At 43.7% G+C, this 17,056-nt stretch carries 17 protein-coding genes and 4 pseudogenes; 13 read left to right on the plus strand and 8 right to left on the minus strand.

The features are described from left to right. The first annotated feature begins 300 nt into the window (after positions 1-300). Entirely contained in the window at positions 301-921 is a 621-nt protein-coding gene (locus SYN_RS04890; protein WP_011416947.1) for a DUF47 domain-containing protein, read from the plus strand. After that, positions 914-1,915: an inorganic phosphate transporter gene (locus tag SYN_RS04895; protein ID WP_011416948.1), complete on the plus strand. Its 1,002-nt coding sequence runs from the start codon at positions 914-916 to the stop codon at positions 1,913-1,915. Before SYN_RS04890 ends, SYN_RS04895 begins: the two co-directional genes overlap by 8 nt. A gap of 56 nt (positions 1,916-1,971) precedes the next feature. On the opposite strand, the gene SYN_RS04900 is transcribed toward SYN_RS04895, so the two are convergent. Together SYN_RS04900 and SYN_RS04905 are read right to left on the minus strand one after the other, a co-directional pair. After that, entirely contained in the window at positions 1,972-2,523 is a 552-nt protein-coding gene (locus SYN_RS04900; protein WP_011416949.1) for a DUF502 domain-containing protein, read from the minus strand. Next, on the minus strand, positions 2,524-2,793 hold the full coding sequence (locus tag SYN_RS04905; protein WP_337661182.1) for an HSGNPxU motif (seleno)protein TsoX: 270 nt from the start codon (positions 2,791-2,793) through the stop codon (positions 2,524-2,526). It lies immediately after the preceding gene. 1,959 nt (positions 2,794-4,752) lie between these two features. On the opposite strand from SYN_RS04905, the gene SYN_RS04910 reads away from it, so the two are divergent. The 4 genes and pseudogenes from SYN_RS04910 to SYN_RS17005 all read left to right on the plus strand — a co-directional run bounded on the left by SYN_RS04910 (position 4,753) and on the right by SYN_RS17005 (position 7,981). Continuing rightward, a complete protein-coding gene (locus tag SYN_RS04910; protein ID WP_041584739.1) occupies positions 4,753-5,724 on the plus strand; it encodes an IS110 family transposase in 972 nt (323 codons plus the stop codon). A gap of 424 nt (positions 5,725-6,148) precedes the next feature. Continuing rightward, positions 6,149-7,129, plus strand: coding sequence for a substrate-binding domain-containing protein (locus SYN_RS04915; RefSeq protein ID WP_158302923.1), 981 nt, complete (start codon positions 6,149-6,151; stop codon positions 7,127-7,129). Between the two features lie 119 nt (positions 7,130-7,248). After that, positions 7,249-7,607 (plus strand): annotated as a pseudogene (locus SYN_RS04920) (nucleoside-triphosphatase). A 135-nt stretch (positions 7,608-7,742) separates the two neighbouring features. Beyond that, a pseudogene (locus SYN_RS17005) lies at positions 7,743-7,981 on the plus strand (DUF3820 family protein). Positions 7,982-7,991: 10 nt separating this feature from the next. Here SYN_RS17005 and SYN_RS04925 read toward each other — a convergent pair. The 4 genes from SYN_RS04925 to SYN_RS15140 are packed head-to-tail and all read right to left on the minus strand — an operon-like array spanning position 7,992 to position 9,600. After that, positions 7,992-8,255 (minus strand): GIY-YIG nuclease family protein, encoded by a 264-nt coding sequence (locus SYN_RS04925; RefSeq protein ID WP_011416954.1) that lies wholly within the window; start codon positions 8,253-8,255, stop codon positions 7,992-7,994. A 57-nt stretch (positions 8,256-8,312) separates the two neighbouring features. Further along, the gene (locus tag SYN_RS17010) at positions 8,313-8,672 is read right to left on the minus strand and encodes a nitrous oxide-stimulated promoter family protein (RefSeq protein ID WP_353740322.1); all 360 of its coding nucleotides are present in this window, start codon (positions 8,670-8,672) and stop codon (positions 8,313-8,315) included. Further along, positions 8,659-9,141: a DUF6933 domain-containing protein gene (locus tag SYN_RS04935; RefSeq protein ID WP_011416956.1), complete on the minus strand. Its 483-nt coding sequence runs from the start codon at positions 9,139-9,141 to the stop codon at positions 8,659-8,661. Before SYN_RS04935 ends, SYN_RS17010 begins: the two co-directional genes overlap by 14 nt. A 45-nt stretch (positions 9,142-9,186) precedes the next feature. Then, entirely contained in the window at positions 9,187-9,600 is a 414-nt protein-coding gene (locus tag SYN_RS15140; protein ID WP_083756443.1) for an NUDIX hydrolase, read from the minus strand. Between the two features lie 180 nt (positions 9,601-9,780). Between SYN_RS15140 and SYN_RS04945 the strand changes: the two genes are divergently transcribed. After that, a complete protein-coding gene (locus SYN_RS04945) occupies positions 9,781-10,074 on the plus strand; it encodes a putative quinol monooxygenase (protein ID WP_011416958.1) in 294 nt (97 codons plus the stop codon). A 332-nt stretch (positions 10,075-10,406) separates the two neighbouring features. Here the strand turns inward: SYN_RS04945 and istB are convergent, their stop codons facing one another. Both istB and SYN_RS16210 read right to left on the minus strand, forming a co-directional pair. Further along, positions 10,407-11,114, minus strand: a complete 708-nt coding sequence (istB, locus tag SYN_RS04950) for an IS21-like element helper ATPase IstB (RefSeq protein ID WP_041584742.1) — start codon at positions 11,112-11,114, stop codon at positions 10,407-10,409. Then, positions 11,111-11,331 (minus strand): annotated as a pseudogene (locus tag SYN_RS16210) (IS21 family transposase); the annotation flags it as partial. The gene istB and the pseudogene SYN_RS16210, both read right to left, overlap by 4 nt. Before the next feature lie 915 nt (positions 11,332-12,246). On the opposite strand from SYN_RS16210, the gene SYN_RS16760 reads away from it, so the two are divergent. From SYN_RS16760 to SYN_RS04980, 6 genes and pseudogenes are all read left to right on the plus strand, one after another. After that, positions 12,247-12,378, plus strand: coding sequence for a hypothetical protein (locus tag SYN_RS16760; protein WP_258165158.1), 132 nt, complete (start codon positions 12,247-12,249; stop codon positions 12,376-12,378). A 106-nt stretch (positions 12,379-12,484) separates the two neighbouring features. Further along, a complete protein-coding gene (locus SYN_RS04960; protein WP_041584729.1) occupies positions 12,485-13,735 on the plus strand; it encodes an IS256 family transposase in 1,251 nt (416 codons plus the stop codon). 193 nt (positions 13,736-13,928) lie between these two features. After that, positions 13,929-14,564, plus strand: coding sequence for a TetR/AcrR family transcriptional regulator (locus SYN_RS04965; protein ID WP_049749905.1), 636 nt, complete (start codon positions 13,929-13,931; stop codon positions 14,562-14,564). A gap of 851 nt (positions 14,565-15,415) precedes the next feature. Beyond that, a pseudogene (locus tag SYN_RS17015) lies at positions 15,416-15,472 on the plus strand (hypothetical protein); the annotation flags it as partial. Between the two features lie 42 nt (positions 15,473-15,514). Further along, the gene (locus tag SYN_RS04975) at positions 15,515-15,958 is read left to right on the plus strand and encodes an OmpA family protein (protein ID WP_237671331.1); all 444 of its coding nucleotides are present in this window, start codon (positions 15,515-15,517) and stop codon (positions 15,956-15,958) included. 90 nt (positions 15,959-16,048) lie between these two features. Continuing rightward, positions 16,049-16,483: a hypothetical protein gene (locus SYN_RS04980; protein ID WP_237671312.1), complete on the plus strand. Its 435-nt coding sequence runs from the start codon at positions 16,049-16,051 to the stop codon at positions 16,481-16,483. Positions 16,484-17,056 lie beyond the last annotated feature (573 nt).

Consider the following 17,056-nt stretch of genomic DNA (forward strand, 5'->3'; position numbering starts at 1 on the left):
CAAAAATTGAATTATAGATTGTATTGATTACGGATTGATAATGACACTTACGGTTAATACGCTCGAGTAGCATGTTTCGTTTGGTAATGATGAAAATACGTTTCTTTTCTCCGACTTTATTTTTTTCCTACCTACTTTCAGGTCCACGTCATTAAAAATTTAACAAAAAATTCATCATTCTGTCATCAAATTGAAACAATTATCCTGTAAGCACTGTGCTATTTTCATTCATTTCATTGGAAACAGTTTTGATGACACTTTATTATTTTCAAAGTTGCGGTCATAAGGAGGAAGCACCAGATGGGATTTTTCCCCAAAGAGGAACAATTTTTCGATCTATTCGAAGAGCTGGCTGTCAAAATCGGAGAGGGAGGCCTTCTGTTCCTGGACATTGTGGAACACTACGAACAGGCTGAGCCCAAGATTGCCCGGCTCAAGGAAATCGAACACGAGGCTGATGTAATCACCCACAGGACTTATGAGAGGATGCACAGAACCTTTTTGACCCCTCTGGACAGGGAGGACATCTACGCTCTCGTCAACAGGATGGACAGTATTCTGGATATAACCGAAGCCTGTGCTGTCCGAATGTTCCTCTATAGGATCAAGGAGCCTGCACCGGAGTTGATAGAGCAGGCGTTTATTCTCAATAAGGCAATCTCCAGGATAAAAGAAGTCATCCATGCCTTGAGGAATATGAAAGATGCCCGGACAATCATCGATGCCTGCGTTGATATCAACACAGCTGAAAATGAAGGTGACAAAGTTTTAAGAAGAGCGATGACTCGCCTGTTCGAACATGAAAAGGACATGGTCGAACTCATCAAGTGGAAGGAAATTTTTGAGCGGATCGAAGAGGCTATTGATGTCTGCGAAGATGTATCCAATATTGTCGAGGGGATCGTTCTGAAAAATGCTTGATTCTCTTTTCTTTGTTATCTTTTTGGTCGGAGTGGCTCTGATTTTTGACTTCATCAACGGCTTTCACGATTCTGCAAACTCCATTGCCACCGTGGTCTCCACCCGAGTACTCTCACCGAAATATGCAGTCCTCTGGGCGGCATTTTTCAATTTTATAGCCTTTCTTTTTATCGGTGTCCCGGTTGCCAAAACAATCGGAACCGGCATCATCGACCCGCGCATTATTGATAATCTGCTCATCTTCGCCACACTGAGTGCGGCAATTATCTGGAATCTCATCACCTGGTATTTTGGATTGCCGAGTAGTTCATCCCACGCACTGATCGGAGGGCTGATTGGCGCCGGGATCGTAAAAGGGGGAACAGAAGTCCTTGTCTGGAAGGGCATCACCAAAACAACCATCTTCATTGTTGTTTCGCCGGTCATCGGCATGATGATTGGATTCGTGCTTATGCTACTTGTTCTGCACCTGTTCCGCAGGGCTCATCCTACTAAAATGGATCATGTATTCCGAAAAATGCAGCTTTTTTCGGCCGCTGTTTACAGTTTGGGGCACGGCATGAATGACGCACAAAAAACCATGGGTATTATTGCCATGGTCCTTTTCAGCAGTGGACTATTGGGGCCGACTTTCCACATCCCCTTCTGGATCATCATTACGTGCCATGCAGCCATTGCACTGGGAACGGTTTCGGGAGGGTGGAGAATTGTAAAAACGATGGGTACCCGCATCACAAAGCTTCGACCGATAGGCGGGTTTTGTGCGGAGACAGCAGCTGCCATGTCTATCATTGGAGCCTCTCTGGCGGGCATTCCGGTCAGCACAACCCACACCATCACGGGAGCGATATTGGGAGTCGGTTCCACAATTCGATTTAGTGCCGTCCGTTGGGGGATCGCCGGAACGATAATCTGGGCCTGGGTTCTCACCATTCCGATTTCGGCACTCATTTCCGCCCTGATTTACTGTGTCGCGCGGTCCTTGTCCCAGTAGAATCCCTCTCTGATTTAAAAGATGCCGCCGATTTAAAAGAGCTCTGTTGGAGCTTGTCACTTCATTCGCTGCTTTCCCAAAACCCCGCCGGAAACAATAAAAGCCATCGCTTTAGAGCTTTCTATATTCAGAGGGCTAACCCTGTCCGACGGAAATATCAATACCTGACCGGCAAAATTATACGACTGCGGCAGGTAAACCGCGACGTGTTCTGACAGGGACAACATACTCAGGTCTTCCCTTGTAATAAATCCCACTACTTTAGGTCCACCTGATATAATTTCTACGATGGCCGGCTTATCAAAACTTTTCTTCTCGCCGGCTAATGCATGTGCAAAGTCTTTAATGGCTGCGTACAACAATTTGACCACGGGCAATCTGATAAAAATCCGGTCTATGAGGGCAAACAATTTATTCCCAAAATAATTTGAAGCCAAAAAACCGATCAGTGTAATAAATGCAACTGTCATAGCAGAACCCAGGCCGGGAATTGGAAGATTCAATAGACCATCGAACGTTCTGACAGCCCAAACAATTATCGTAACGGTCAAAGCTGCCGGCACAAAAACCAATAGACCTTTTATAAAATAACCTAATAAATTCTTCACTTACCGCTCTCCGTTTAATATGACGAAAATACGACTTTCTTCCGCTTTGTCCTTATCAGTTACGATGCCAACTGGCACAAGCTCTTTTTCAAACAAAAAATTCGTTGAGCTTCTAACAAAATGATAGGGCTCCGCTTCTTTCGAATCTGTCGTGAAGATTTGCAGTTCCAGCCTGTCATCGTACTTTTCCTTCATCTCCTCAGCTACGCCTATAGCCTTTCTGCAGGTCGGTCAAGGATTCCCACCATGAAATACAAGTAACTCTGCCATGTTAACCTCCTTACGGTTTCATATTCATTATTGTTTCAATAGAAAACACTCATTTTTTCATATAATAATTACTTTGAAAGCACAATAATGATAACGCATAGTAATTCTGACTCTTTATGATAATGAGAATTTGTGAACTACAGGCAGCAATACTCAAAGTTAATCAATACCATCCTTAAAAACATCTCAGAAGCAGTAATTTTCTCACCTCTAAATTGATACCGTTTCCCCCTCAATCTTAACCATTGCCGATGACTTTTCTGTTGTCTGATCAACTTGATTACCGCAAAGTCCTGCCAACAAAAGCCAGAGCGTCTTCTCAATGTCGGAAGCGGCCGGCCTATAGCCGGATAACAATGACAAAGGATAGCAAATATCATAACGACATGCCGACAGGATTGATGACTGGCCGGGTAGAGGCTGGGTGATTGCCGCCATGAAGACCGTATTTAAGCGATCTGTGAGAAGAACTGATCGTTTGGTCAAAACGGCATCATTTTGAGGGGGTGTGGATAAGGCAGCATGAAAGACATCGTGAGAATGAAAGGTTTGATGCGCTGGCGCGTGCTATTGGCGAGTTGGATAGACTTGATTTTTTCGGCTGTGAAGCTGTGAAGAAAAAGTCCGGGATGTTATGGTGTGGTTGAAGGCGGAGAGGATGCATTAAGATTGGTTATAAAAAACCAACCCAAATTATTTTTGCACTTCGTTTTCCGCGCCAACCTCCCGGCATGACTGAATATTGGCTGGGGTTTTTCGCCTTTGCATTAAAAGGTGCAGCCGTGAGGTACGCAGAGAAAGTTAATCTGTCACGAAGGGCAAATTAGGGTTCTCACCCACGGCTGCATCACAGCTATACCGTGTCGGACAGTATTTTTCAACAAATAAGTTACATATACAGGAAAAGATGTGATGTTCTGGCGCGGGCAGCTATATGGCGAAAAAAGTATGCTTGAGAGCGCTGTACAGGGGGTAAAGTCGGGGTTACTGTCAATTCGGGTCTTGTTCACGATAATTTGTTGAGCAACGCTGATTTGATTACAATTTCGTAAATGCGCTGCGCTCCTTTCACCGGGGAAAGGGTTCACTGGGTGTATGTTCTCAAGTTCCTGCGCATACCCCCGGATATAAACCAACACGTACTTTTTCTTCTTCGAGTTTAACCATTGGCCTACAATCGACCGGATCGGCAGTTGCCACAGCATATCCAGTCGGTTCAATAAGCGGTTTCTTAGAAGATACGATAAGAATCGGGCCGAGAAAAGATGTTTTCCACGTCCTGTTCAGATAAACAGCTCAATTCCGCTTAATCCCATATCTGCCTATGCCAGTTTGCAGATGGAATATTTCCCGTAACTAATCAGGGTTGCTTTACTCTTTAAATGCGGCATTATATAGGATTGAGATTGCCTGTTATATAGGCAATCAGGTAAATCTCTATTAATTTTTCCTGTTTCGTCATTCCTCTCCACAGAAATCAGTGAAGTTATAAACAAGACCTGTTGATATAGTTCCCTAATATATTGAATTCTTATAATGTTCTTTATCAACACTCTCTTCGTGGCAGTTATCAAAATGTTTTTTCCTAAGCTCAGAATCCGACTTGAGAAATATGTACGGATAATTCATGTTGACTCAGAAAGTTTGGCAGAGAGGAAATTTGCCGCATGAGAGGCGAGTTCGTGTATGAACTATTTCATCTTGTGTTCTTATGGGTCAATGAATGTTATGAATTACTCCCCAGTGTGCTGGGGTAAAATGGGAGGAGGGAATCTGTGTTTCATCTAATGCCCATGAGCATGGTTTGTAGAGTAGATCCTCCTCCCACCTGCTTTGTTCTGTAACTCGAACGGTACCAGAAACCTTCTCAAATGGGAATGAGTTTGCACTTACAAGATTGATTCGAACGAAGCGCTTTTACTGAAGATCATATTCATTGTTTAAGAGATGTGGCTTATTATGTCTTTATCCGCTGTTCTTGGGATAGTGCTGGCGAAGCAGAAATTTGATGCTGCCCTTCTTGTCGATGGGAAGACCAAGCATAAGACCTGCAAAAATTCAGTGGAAGGATTTGAGGCATTGACCCTTTGGCTTACGAAGCAGGAGGTTGAGAAGGTACATGCCTATCTGGAAGCAACTGGTAGTTACGGGGAGGATTTAGCGGTCTATCTTCATGATGCGGGTCACATCGTCAGTATCATCAATCCTGCCAGGATCAAAGGTTTTGCTCAGAGTGAGATGATTCGTACCAAGACGGACAAGATGGATGCTGCCCTGATTGCCCGGTTCTGTCTGGCCATGAAGCCCAAGGAATGGACTCCACCTTTACCAGAGATGAGATCCTTGGAAGCTCTGGTCAGACGGGTTGATAGCCTGATCGACATGCGCAGTCAGGAGAAAAACCGGCTCAGCACATCGCACGAATCTGTTACTTCGATGATCAAAGAGCATATTGCTTATCTGGATCGGGAAATTGAAAAACTCAGGAAACAAATTGACGAATTAATAAGGAAAAATCCACAGCTCAAAGAGAAAGAGGAATTGCTGGAATCTATTCCCGTTTTGGGCAAAGCCACCATTCCACGACTCATGGCAGAGCTGGACGATCTGGATAAATTCAATCACGTTCGTGAAATGGTGGCTTTCATAGGACTTGCACCGCGAGAAAAGTTGTCAGGATCGTCGATTAAGGGAAAGCCCAGATTATCAAAAATCGGACATGCCAAGCTCAGAAAAGCGTTGTATACGCCGGCCCTGGTGTCCATTCAATGTAATCCCGTGATGATTGATTTTTATAAACGCCTGAAAAATAAGGGCAAAAATGAGAAGGTTATTGTTTGCGCAATTATGCGCAAATTGGTTCATGTGATTTTTGGTGTTCTGAAATCCGGGAAAAAATATGACCCTAACTTCAAGCCAATTTTGGCTTGACAAGAACGGTATCTACAAATCGTTTTGATCAGTTGAAGACCAAAGTTAAAGATTTACAATTGAAAGTACGCAAATTCGCCAATTTATCAAATGCCTGGCTGATGTATAAAAGGAAAAAATTTGCATGCAAACAGCTTTGCTCATTTTTGCTATATAGAAAATTCTCCTACCAGTTCACTCCATTTAAGGTTTCAATCATATCTCATGAGCTTATGGCAAAAACAGACCCATCTTTATTCTTATGCATCTAAGCATATTTTTATCCTAAAGTAATGGTTTTACAGGAAATAATTCATAATAGGACCGATTGTTTGTGTCTTTATAATCCTGTATTGTTAATCTGAGAACTTGGAAGATCGGCAATAAAAGAAGGGGTTCAAGTCCGAATAAATTACACACAGCTCAAATGGAAGGAGAGAAGATCATGAAAAGGCTTTTGAATTTATTGTCTGTCTTTATCCTCTTATTTGGACTATATGGACTGGTTAACGCTGACGATATTAAAAGAAAGGAGATAACCAGATCAATGACTCTCAAAAAGGACCTACGCTTTGTAATAATCCCTAAAGTAGTTCACCCTTGGTTTGATGAAGTAAATAAGGGTGCTCTATATCAAGCTGAATTACTTGAAAAACAACTGGGTATCAAAGTTACTGTCGATTATATGGCGCCGAAATCGGCTGACGTAGCTGAGCAGAACTCAATTCTTGAAAAGGCCGCATCAACTGGTCCCGATGGCATTGCCATCGATCCTCTTGTTGCCATCGGCAATATGCCAGTTATAGACAAAATCAGAAAACAAGGTATTACGGTTATTGTATTCGACTCTCCGTCTCCGAAAGCCGGGATTTTAAGTGTCGGGAACGACTTTACTCAGCAGGGAGTTATTGCTGCTGAACGTCTGGTTGGGTTGATCGGAGGAACTGGAAAGGTTGCTGTAATGCAAGGTTTTCCGACGGCACCAAACCATAAAGAACGTTATGAGGCACAAATCGCCGTATTGAAAAAATATCCCAGCATAACAATTGTTGATGGAGGCATTGACAATGACGATATTCAAACTGCAAAGCAACAGGCAAAATCTGTTCTTGCATCGAATCCTGACCTGAAAGGTTACTTGTGCTGTGACGCATCAGGTCCGATAGGCATTGCCGCAGCGATAAAGGAAGCCGGCAGGGTTGGTAAAGTAAAAGCTGTCGGTATGGATGGAATTAAACCGATACTTGAAGCAATAAAGCAAGGGGCACTAGAATCATCATCGTCAACCATTCCGAGAATGCAGGGCTCAATGTCGATTTTGATGTTATGGCAAGCTTCAATCGGTGTTCCAATTCCACAAAGAATTGATACGGGCATTGATGTGATAACCAGTGATAATGTTGATTATTATTTAGGTTTGAACTGATGCTCTTTTCTGTTCAATATTTCATTTAAATTTCCTTTGGATAAAAAAGTTGAATAATATATCACTGCAATGAAAAAAACATCATCATTACGGGATTATCAGGAATAGGAAAGACGACCTTGATCAAGGGTCATCTAACTGAGATACGAGATCTTAACTCTATCGGGTTTTATACGGAAGAAATCCGGGAGAATGGTATTCGAGATTTTCCCTGATCAGCGTTAGTGTCGAGAAAAGCATTCTATCTCAGGAGGATACCCGAAGCCGATCCAAGGTGGGAAAATATGACGTTGATCTTTCCAGCTTTGAGAATTTTATCGGCGACATTCCGTTTCGTCATCCAGCTAAAAGACTTGTTATTATTGATGAGATCGGTGAGATGGAGTACTTTTCAACGGTGTTCACTGACTTGAGCAGTGAACTGCTCTCTTCAGACAAATTGGTTGTTGCCACGGCAGCATCTAAGGGACGGGTTTGATTGCCCATGTCAAAAGCCGGCCGGATATTGAATTGATTGAAATAACCCAGGACAACCGAAACTATCTCCTGCCAGATATTCTGAACCATGTCACCACGAATCGACAATCATGAACAATGATTACACGTATACTCCATGAATTCTGAAGATCGGGAAGTTCATTCTGATAAGAACGTCCTCTTGGAATTGGCGAAAATAAAAATACCGTTCGGGAAGTATGATGGCTTTCATCTTGTGAATCTCCCGGGCACTATATCCTCTTGTTCTCCCCCGAAGGTTTCCCCAGGGGTGAACTCGGAGACCTTCTTAAAATGGTTCATGAGATCAAAGTCAATGGACTGGAATACCTATTTAAGCCGTTTAAGGATAAATAGAGGCAATTTCTTACATCCTTTCAGGGTTTTGTTTTATTAACTGCAACTTCTCCGCACGAGACATCTTTTTGATCTGTGCCTCTCGCTTCAAGACCCCCGACAAACTATCGACCATTTCAAGATGGACCAATTTAACGGGTCGCCGTGATTTGGTATACTTTGCCCCGTATTTGCCGCTGTTATGTTCCTGAAGCCGTTTTTCTATGTTAACGGTCCATCCTGTGTACAGGGTTTTATCGGAACATTCCAGGATGTAGACGTAGTTTTTGCTCATTTTTTATCGTTACAATCTTTATAAAAGAGGCACCACAATTCGTTTTTTTATTGATGATTACTTTCCACCCTTGCCGGTCAAACTCGGAGGCTGTTTCTGTGCATCGATCAAATGTCTTACTGCAAGAATCGGATGGGAGTAGATCATCTTTGGTCCGGAAAATCGCATGACTGTTTTGATCTTTTCCCTCATATCCGGTTTATAGCAATGGATCGGACATTTGGCGCACACCGGTTTGCCCTTCCTGAAGGGGCACCGGAGAACCCTCTGCATGGCATATTCAAGTAATCCCCGGCAGGATTCGCAAGGTTTATCGGTACCATGATGATGCCGGCAGTATAGATCAATCATAATTCTGACTGTTTTGAGTTCCCGTTCTATTCTCTTCACCATTCTTGAAAAACTATGCTTTCCCATCCACAAACAGCAGTTTCAGGAACTCATCTTTCGGACTCTTGTAGCTCAGATAAGACATCGAGGATTCATTCAGTCGAAATGGGGCCTCAAGTGACGATTTCCGGTCGTGAAGGAGATGGAATTTTGTCTGAAATATCAGATTATTAATTGAACCCGTTACTCGCCGGTCAGTCATTTTGGACAACAGGACGTTTTTATCTTCTAACTCATTAATCATATTAAAGAACATCTCATTCCCATCCAAGGTTATAAACTCTTTCATAGTGGACAAGGTTTCTTGAACAAACTGTTTCTCGTTGGTAATTCCTCGTCCATACATAACCATGGAGTATAGAGATGCTGTGTTTCGCAGGATCATATATTGGGTGTGCTTGGCTTTGAATAGATTAGCACTCCAGTATATCAAGGCATTTTTCTCCTTGTCGGATGGAAGAGCAAGTGAAGGTGTGACTCCAATTTTCCTGGCCAATTTAAAGTAATCCGAAAGATCATTATGGTGTCCTCATCATTATTATTATGCTTTGATAATTTCCTGCCAGTATCGAATCAGGCCAAGATCATGACGGAATGCGATTTCATACCGTTTCAGTTCTGAAGGTCCGATACAGGCATAATCACACGATTCCTCATTTAATAGAATCTCTCCCTTCACGGCGCATTCCAAATACAGATTGAGACAATGCATTTTTCCTTCTGCGAACGGCAGGCTATCCTGGTAAAAAAGGAATTTCATTGACGTGCAAGTCAAGGCAGTTTCTTCGTGAAGTTCTTTTACAGCTGTTTCTTCTACGGTGCTGCCATAATCCACTTTTCCACCCGGAAGACACCATTGTCCAGCCGCATATTCACTTTGGTATCGTTTCAGGATCAATACCTTTCCTTCTGAATCCGGTATGATCAATCGAACGATAGGTATAGGGTATTTCATGGCTTTCTCTTCAATCAACGAATTTTGCTGAGGTTATGTCACAGAAACGATCATGACACCGGTCACGACTTTTTATCAATTGGAGCACGATATTTACAAGCTTTTGTTGATTGATCTTTTTTCCGTTTAATAATAATCCTCTGAACAACACCTTATCAATACTAAAAAGGAGACAGCCACATGATTACGGTTATTGCCAAACTGCCAATTATGGAAGGAAAAAGGGAGGAAGCCTTGGGAGAATTTAAAACATTGATGGCGAAGGTGGCCAAGGAAGAGGGAACCGTTCTGTATTGCCTGAACCGAGAGAAGAACAATCCGAACATTTTAGTTATGGTGGAACAATACAGAGATGAGGATGCTTTTAATTTTCATTCATCCACTCCGTATTTTAAAGAATTTTTCCCAAGACTTGAATCGTGGGTCTCAGGAGAGCCGGAAGTCCTCATATTGGAAGAGATAAGCAGGACCTGAGATTTTAACGTGTAATCGATTTTGACAGAAAGTTCTGTCCAAGTTTTTTTCTTTCCGGCTGAGCTCTCTGGTTTTTTAAAGTGCAGCCGGTTCATCTCCTTTGACTCGACCGGACATTATCTGCTCAACAAAACAAACGGGATAAGAAAACGAGCGATAATATGAAATACATAAAGGCTGCGCAATCCGATTTTTCTGGACAGTCATTCCGGTTTTGACTGAAAAGTGATTCCGATTTGAACTGGACAGCATTTTTTCTCAGATCTTCCTGCTGTTGTTTCAGTTTGAGGGTGTCCAGTTCATTTGTTCTTTGATAGCAGTTTTCTCATCGATTATCCTTTCATGGTGATGATGTGTGCATTGTGGATCAGCCTGTCCAGTACTGCGTCGGCAATGGTCGGGTCTCCAATGATGTTATGCCATTTCTCCGTTGGAATCTGACTGGAGACGAGGGTGGACGTGAAGCCGTGGCGATCTTCAAGAACCTCCAGGAGATCTCTTCGTTCCTTGTCATTGAGTTTTGCCAACCCCCAGTCATCGATGATCAGCAGGGCATATCGAGCGAGACGGGCAAGGAGTTTTCCGTAACTGCCGTCACCGCGGGCAATATTAAGTTCCTGAAGCAACCTGGGCAACCGGATGTAATGGGCGCTGTGACCGTTTCGGCAGGCACTGTTGGCAAGGGTACAGGCAATGAAGGTCTTGCCGCTGCCGGTAGGACCCGTGATGATCACGTTCTGTTTTTCCGTTATCCAGTCGTTTTGTATCAGGGAAAGGATGACTTCTCTGGAAAGCCCCCGCGGCGTCCGGAAGTTGATTTCTTCGGGGCAGGCATGGGAATAACGCAGCCTTGCGCTCTTCAGGAGTTTTGTAAGACGACGGTTGTCCCGGACTGTCATCTCCCGGTCGACGAGGAGCCCGATTCGCTCCTCGAAGGAAAGTCCGGAGTACTGTGTGCTCTTACTCTGCTCGGTGAGTGCCTCGGCCATGCCGGAGAGTTTCATCCGGTGAAGTTTCGTCAACGTGGGCTCCATCATCATTGGGCGCCTCCCGCATAGTAGTCGCTCCCTCGGATATTCTGGTGAATCGGCAGAGCTCATCGCTGTGCTCCGTGATGTCGGCTGCCTCGATATATTTATCCAGGATGTTTCTGAGACTGCGATATCCGATGGCCTTCAGCTTGAGCGCTCTGTCACAGGCCAGTTCCAGGCGGTCATTGCCGCAACTCCTGTCCAGCCGGAGCAATCCAAGGCATTTCGTCGTGAAGAGCGACAAAGTCGGGAAGCGGCTTCCGGAAAATTTCGCTAAAGAAAATCCCGAAAAATGGTCTTTTTTCTTCCCAATAGTTCATAAATTCTCTTAGGTGAATATTCAGTGATATTAAACTATTGGAATGATATTGCTTGGTTGCGGAAAATGTCAGGGGCATAATCTGACTCCGTGAATATAGGTTCAAATCCTGTTTCCCCAGCCAATTGAAATTAAAAAGGAAATCCATATTTAGTAGTTCCCTTTTGTTTTTTTGGGCAAAGAAAAAGCCATCAAGAAAAAATCAGTAGCTTCGATGTATATCATTCACCTTCCCCCAAAGTCTATTTCTATGATTGACAATACATAACAGATTAGAATTACATCTATTATTTCTTTAATTTAGTTTTATGCCAGTTTATTTTCAAGAAGTAAGATGATCATTTTTTCATCTATAGGATTATTTGACTTGCATTTAATTAAATAGTTAGTTAATTTGCCTTAAAGTTAATTAATTAGTTAATTAGTTGATGATGAGGTGCTTCAACCGTGTATTTCAATGCTTAATGTATCTTTTGAGCTTTATTATGTACAGAGTACGATAAAGTTGCTTAACAGGATCGTTTGAGCGCACAAGGCCGTGTTAAGAAAGAAGGGGAAACCATGAAACAATTGCTGTTCTTAGCCATGGTGTTGTTCTTGTTTCTCTACATCGCTATAGACGTAGCATGAAGGCTGTGGTGGCGATGAGTACCATTGGATGGGCTGGTGTCATAAAGCTTTCTAAAATTACGATTGGAGAAACCATGAACATCGTACGAATCAGGATGAAAGACGCAATCACGCCAGTTGCTATGGCATTTGAAGTGGTATGGTAACTAAAATAATTCCTATAAAAGAGAAGCATTTAGGGGGTCATTTCAAATGAGCTTAGATCAAGATTATCTTGAGTATATGCGTGATTCCGGACCTTACAGGCTGTGGTTAGCCGTCATTTTCTCAGCCATGGAGGCATTGAGGAAAAGCAGCGGAAAAGACGAACGGGCACGGGAGTGAGATATAACCCAAAGTTGTGGACAGGATAGAAAGAAGGCGTATCCTCCAAACGTTTAATCCAAAAAACGAAGCCCCTTTAGCAAGAAGGGGAGGAAAGGATACGCCCGTGGAGAATAATGACCGCGATTATTGGGAAAAGCAAGTTAAAGAAGAAGCAAAGAACGTCCTGGAACTGATTATCCGAGAAGGAGCCTGCCGGATGTTGCAGGCGGCGATTGAGAACGAAGTAAGCGAGTACATTGACCGCTTTAAGAATGAAAAAGACTCCAGGAACAGGCGGTTAGTTGTGAGAAACGGTTCCTTGCCTGAAAGAGAGATCGTAACAGGTATCGGCCCCTTAAAGCTAAAACAGCCCAGGATTCATGACAAAAGAGAAGATCAGCTTTTTACGAGCAATATTCTGCCGAGATATATGCGCCGGATTCCCTCGGTTGATGCCTTAATCCCAGCACTGTATCTTAAAGGAATCTCCACGGGAGATTTCAGCAAGGTGCTGGAATCCATATTGGGGAAGAATGCATCGGGGCTTTCCGCGACCAATATCGTCCGGCTGAAGAGGCTCTGGGAGCAGGATTATAAAGACTGGGCCAGACGAGATCTTTCCTCCAAACGATATGTTTATTTCTGGGCAGACGGCATTTACTTCAATGTTCGTTTGGAAGATGCCGAGAATAAGCGGCAATGCATCCTGATCATTATGGGAACATTGGAAAACGGGAAGAAAGAACTCGTCTCCATTCTCGATGGCTATCGGGAAAGCAAACAAGCCTGGCAGGAGATGCTGGGCGATCTCAAGCACAGGGGTCTTAAAGAAGGTCCCAAGTTGGCAGTGGGCGATGGAGGTCTGGGATTCTGGGCAGCCCTGCGGGAGGAATTTCCGGAAACAATAGAGCAACGTTGCTGGGTTCATAAGACTGCTAATATTCTGGATAAGATGCCCAAGAGTATTCAGCCGAGAGCCAAGGTGCATATCCGGGACATGTACATGGCGCCAACAAAAGAGGAAGCCCTCAAGGCCTTTCATCATTTTCTGTCACAGTATCAGGCGAAATATGAAAGGGCTTGCAACTGCTTAGAGAAGGATACGAACAGTCTTTTCGCGTTTTATGATTTCCCCGCAGAGCACTGGCGTCATATCCGGTCTACCAATCCTATTGAATCCACTTTTGCCACGGTCAGGCTGCGCACAAATCGGACAAAAGGCTGTGGATCACGGTTAGCAACGCTGACCATGGTTTTCAAGCTGGCAATGGAAGCGGAAAAAACCTGGCAGAGAATCAAAGGGCATCAACTTATCGGAAAGGTCATTGAAGGAATCCGGTTTGTTGACGGCCTCATCATGCAAGAAGCGGCTTAATTTTGGCTGAGAAGGATACGCTGAGAAAAGATATCATCCACAACATTTGACAATATCTCCACGGGAGTTCTTATTTGATAAGAACAATCCGTTCGTGGAAGTTGTCTTTCATCAACTTGATATCGATCCTGATGTTATGAGAAAAAAGGTCAGAGACAAAATCACGTCCTAATATTAAGGAGTGCAAGCTACAATGACTGATAAGAATACACGAGAGCTACTTCTTGATGCAGCTACTACCCTCTTTGCAGAGCAGGGTATCGCAGCGACGACAATGGCAGAAATTGCAGCAAGTGTCGGTGTCAACCCGGCAATGATCCATTATTACTTTAAAACTCGTGATTCTCTGCTGGATACGATCATCGAAGAAAGAATAGGTCGTATCATTGACATGATCTGGGAGCCGGTTACCGGAGAAGAAGATGATCCTCTTATTATGGTAAGGGATCTGGTAAACAGAATCGTCAACACCTGCGAAACGATGCTTTGGCTTCCTTCTTTATGGATTAGAGAAATTGTCAACGAAGGAGGAGCTCTTCGAGAAAAGATGCTAAATAACATTCCCATAGATAAGATGAATAAATTTAGTGCGAAAATAGCTGAAGGTCAGAAGCAGGGAGTCATAAATTCCGGTATCGATTCGCGACTGCTTATCGGGTCAATCATCGGATTGACTATGCTTCCGTTGGCAACAGCAAAACTTCGGGATCAGATTCCCACAATGAAGGGACTTAGCAGTGAGGACATCGTTTGCCATGTTACCGCATTGCTTTTTACTGGACTCACAAATCCTTCAAACAGTGATGATATAAAAAAGCAGAGGACATGAAAACTGGATATTTTATCTCCATGTGGAACTGCATTTGGGTACTTTATAACCAGAAACGCCACGCTGATTTAGAGGCATGGATTCCATATCCTGATAAATATAAACATGTTTTTTAGAAGAATGTTCGAGTGGTATGAGGTTGGCTATAATGTGCAGTAAAAGTATGGATGAATATTTAAACAATAAAGAAACAATGAACAAGGAGGCAGATTTATGAAATTCGTCAAATTGATGATTATTGTAGCGATGTTTGGGTTAGCGACAGGTTTTTTACCAAAGACCAGTTCGGCTGCTGACGTATCAGTTGGATTATCTTTTGGCATACCTTTTCCCGCTGTAGTGGTATATCCGGCAGCGCCTCCCCCTCCACCAGTGGTAGTCTATTCTCCCCCGCCTCCTCCTGCGGCAGCATACTATCCGGCTTATTATCAGCGTCGCCCATATCATCGCCACGCATATGCTAATGGGCCTTATAGTAAACACTATAGAGGCCATGGATACAGAGTTAAAGGACATGGATACTAAAAACGACACCATCATGACGATGATGATTGAATAGCCCAGCGACATAATCTCTGTGACGGGATGGTTTTATAATAAAGATGATCAAACGCTTAAGGGCTGTCACTTTTTGAGAGGGAAAATTCAAATTCGCCCATCTTGAGAATTGATCATTTTAGGAAGATCAAGATGAAACAGTTAGCAACGATGGTCGTATTGATTTTACTGTCTCTCCAAGGTTGCTACGTCGAGCCAGGTTATGACGTCTATGACGGTGGAGGCGTTGGCTGCGAACCACCGCCCATAGTACTTGAGGCGGCTCCAGAACAGGTGGTGTTGCAGCAGGAGCGTTGCTCGGACAGGTTATCGGTCACAGTACGAAGAGCACACTGATCGGTACGGCCATCGGCGCGGCAGTGGGTGGACTTGGAGGCGCTGGAGTCGGCAGAATGATGGACAATCAGGAAAAGGACATGCGTAACGCTTTGGGCGCCTCAGATGCCGCAGCCGTTACCAGGGAAGGCAACCTTCTGGCAGTTACCTTCAAAGGCGATGTCACCTTTGATACGAACTCGGCAGAGATCAGGCCTGATCTTTACTTTGAAATAGACCGCGTTGCAGGCGTTCTTAAGCAATACCCCGACACTTTCATCAGGGTGGAGGGTTATACCGACAGCAAAGGTTCCGATACATATAACATGGACCTTTCAAAACGACGTGCCAACGCAGTAAAGAATTTACTGGTTCAGCGTGGCGTAGCAGAAAACCGCATTGAGGTGGTTGGTTTTGGAGAAACTATGCCTGTTGCAACCAATGATACAGAGGCAGGACGCCAGAAGAACAGAAGAGTAGAAATTAAGATTGCACAGCAAACACAGGCTAAGCCTCAATAGACTACTATAGATATTGTAACATGATAAGAAGATCGAGGTTAAAAATAGAAAAGAGAAGGAGGAAAAAGACTAATGAAGTTGTGTAGGATTATGCTCGTGGCCGCTGTTTTATTTTTTCTATCTTCATCAATCTCTGTGGCAGGAGATTTTGACTGGATGCATGATTTCAACATCCAGGCCCAAGCTGATCCCTCGGGATTCAAGGCCAGGCTTGCCACGCGCTTTCAGATCGGTTCTGCTCAGATTGATGCCATTATTGGCAACGTTTCCAACCCAGTCGATGCTTATATGGTTATGCGCCTCGGGGAAATGTCAAATCATCAGCCGGAATATGTCATGAAGAAATATAAGGCGGGGAAGAAAAAAGGGTGGGGAGCCTTGGCGAAGAGCTTGGGTATTAAACCAGGATCGCCTGAGTTTCATGCACTGAAAAGAGGCGAGGATCTATATGGCTGTGGCGGAGGAAAGTATTCGGGAGAAAAAGGCCGCGGGAATGGTCGGGGAAAAAGTAAGAACAAGGGTTAAGAAGGATAGAAAAGCGTGACGCCGATCTCCGGTAGATGGCCGCATGTATGCCCCTATCGAATGACGGTCTGCTTGGGGGAAGGATGGCGGAGGTTAAAATCCTGCCGCCATTTTTTGATTTAATATAAAGAAGGGGCTACAGAGTAAAGCCTTGGAACCCCTTCAGCTTTGAATTTCACTTAAAAATTTTTCGACCGGGTTTGTGACCGAAACTTCAAAAACCAGTGCCGAAAATGGTCAAACAGCACAAAAAAGCTATGGTGAAATCCTTCATATTTCTTTCAGTGGTATCTAGAATCTATATTTCCCTCCAATAATTGAAAATCATTGACATTATTTTTTGAGGGTTGTATGCATAATTTCTCTCAGCTATAAAAGTACTCATCAACTGTATTAATCATTTAAAAGGCAGCAGGGTAATCGTTTCACATGATCTGCACCCCAGACGTTAGACAGAACAGGCTGGGGTAGTTGGCAGGACCTCACACACCGCAATTCAAATAAATCAAGAAAACAGCAGAAAAGTACAAGCAACAAAAAAGTGAGTCAGTCAAGGGGCAGGGATCTCGGAGA

It is taken from the genome of Syntrophus aciditrophicus SB, assembly GCF_000013405.1.
Lineage (GTDB): Bacteria > Desulfobacterota > Syntrophia > Syntrophales > Syntrophaceae > Syntrophus > Syntrophus aciditrophicus.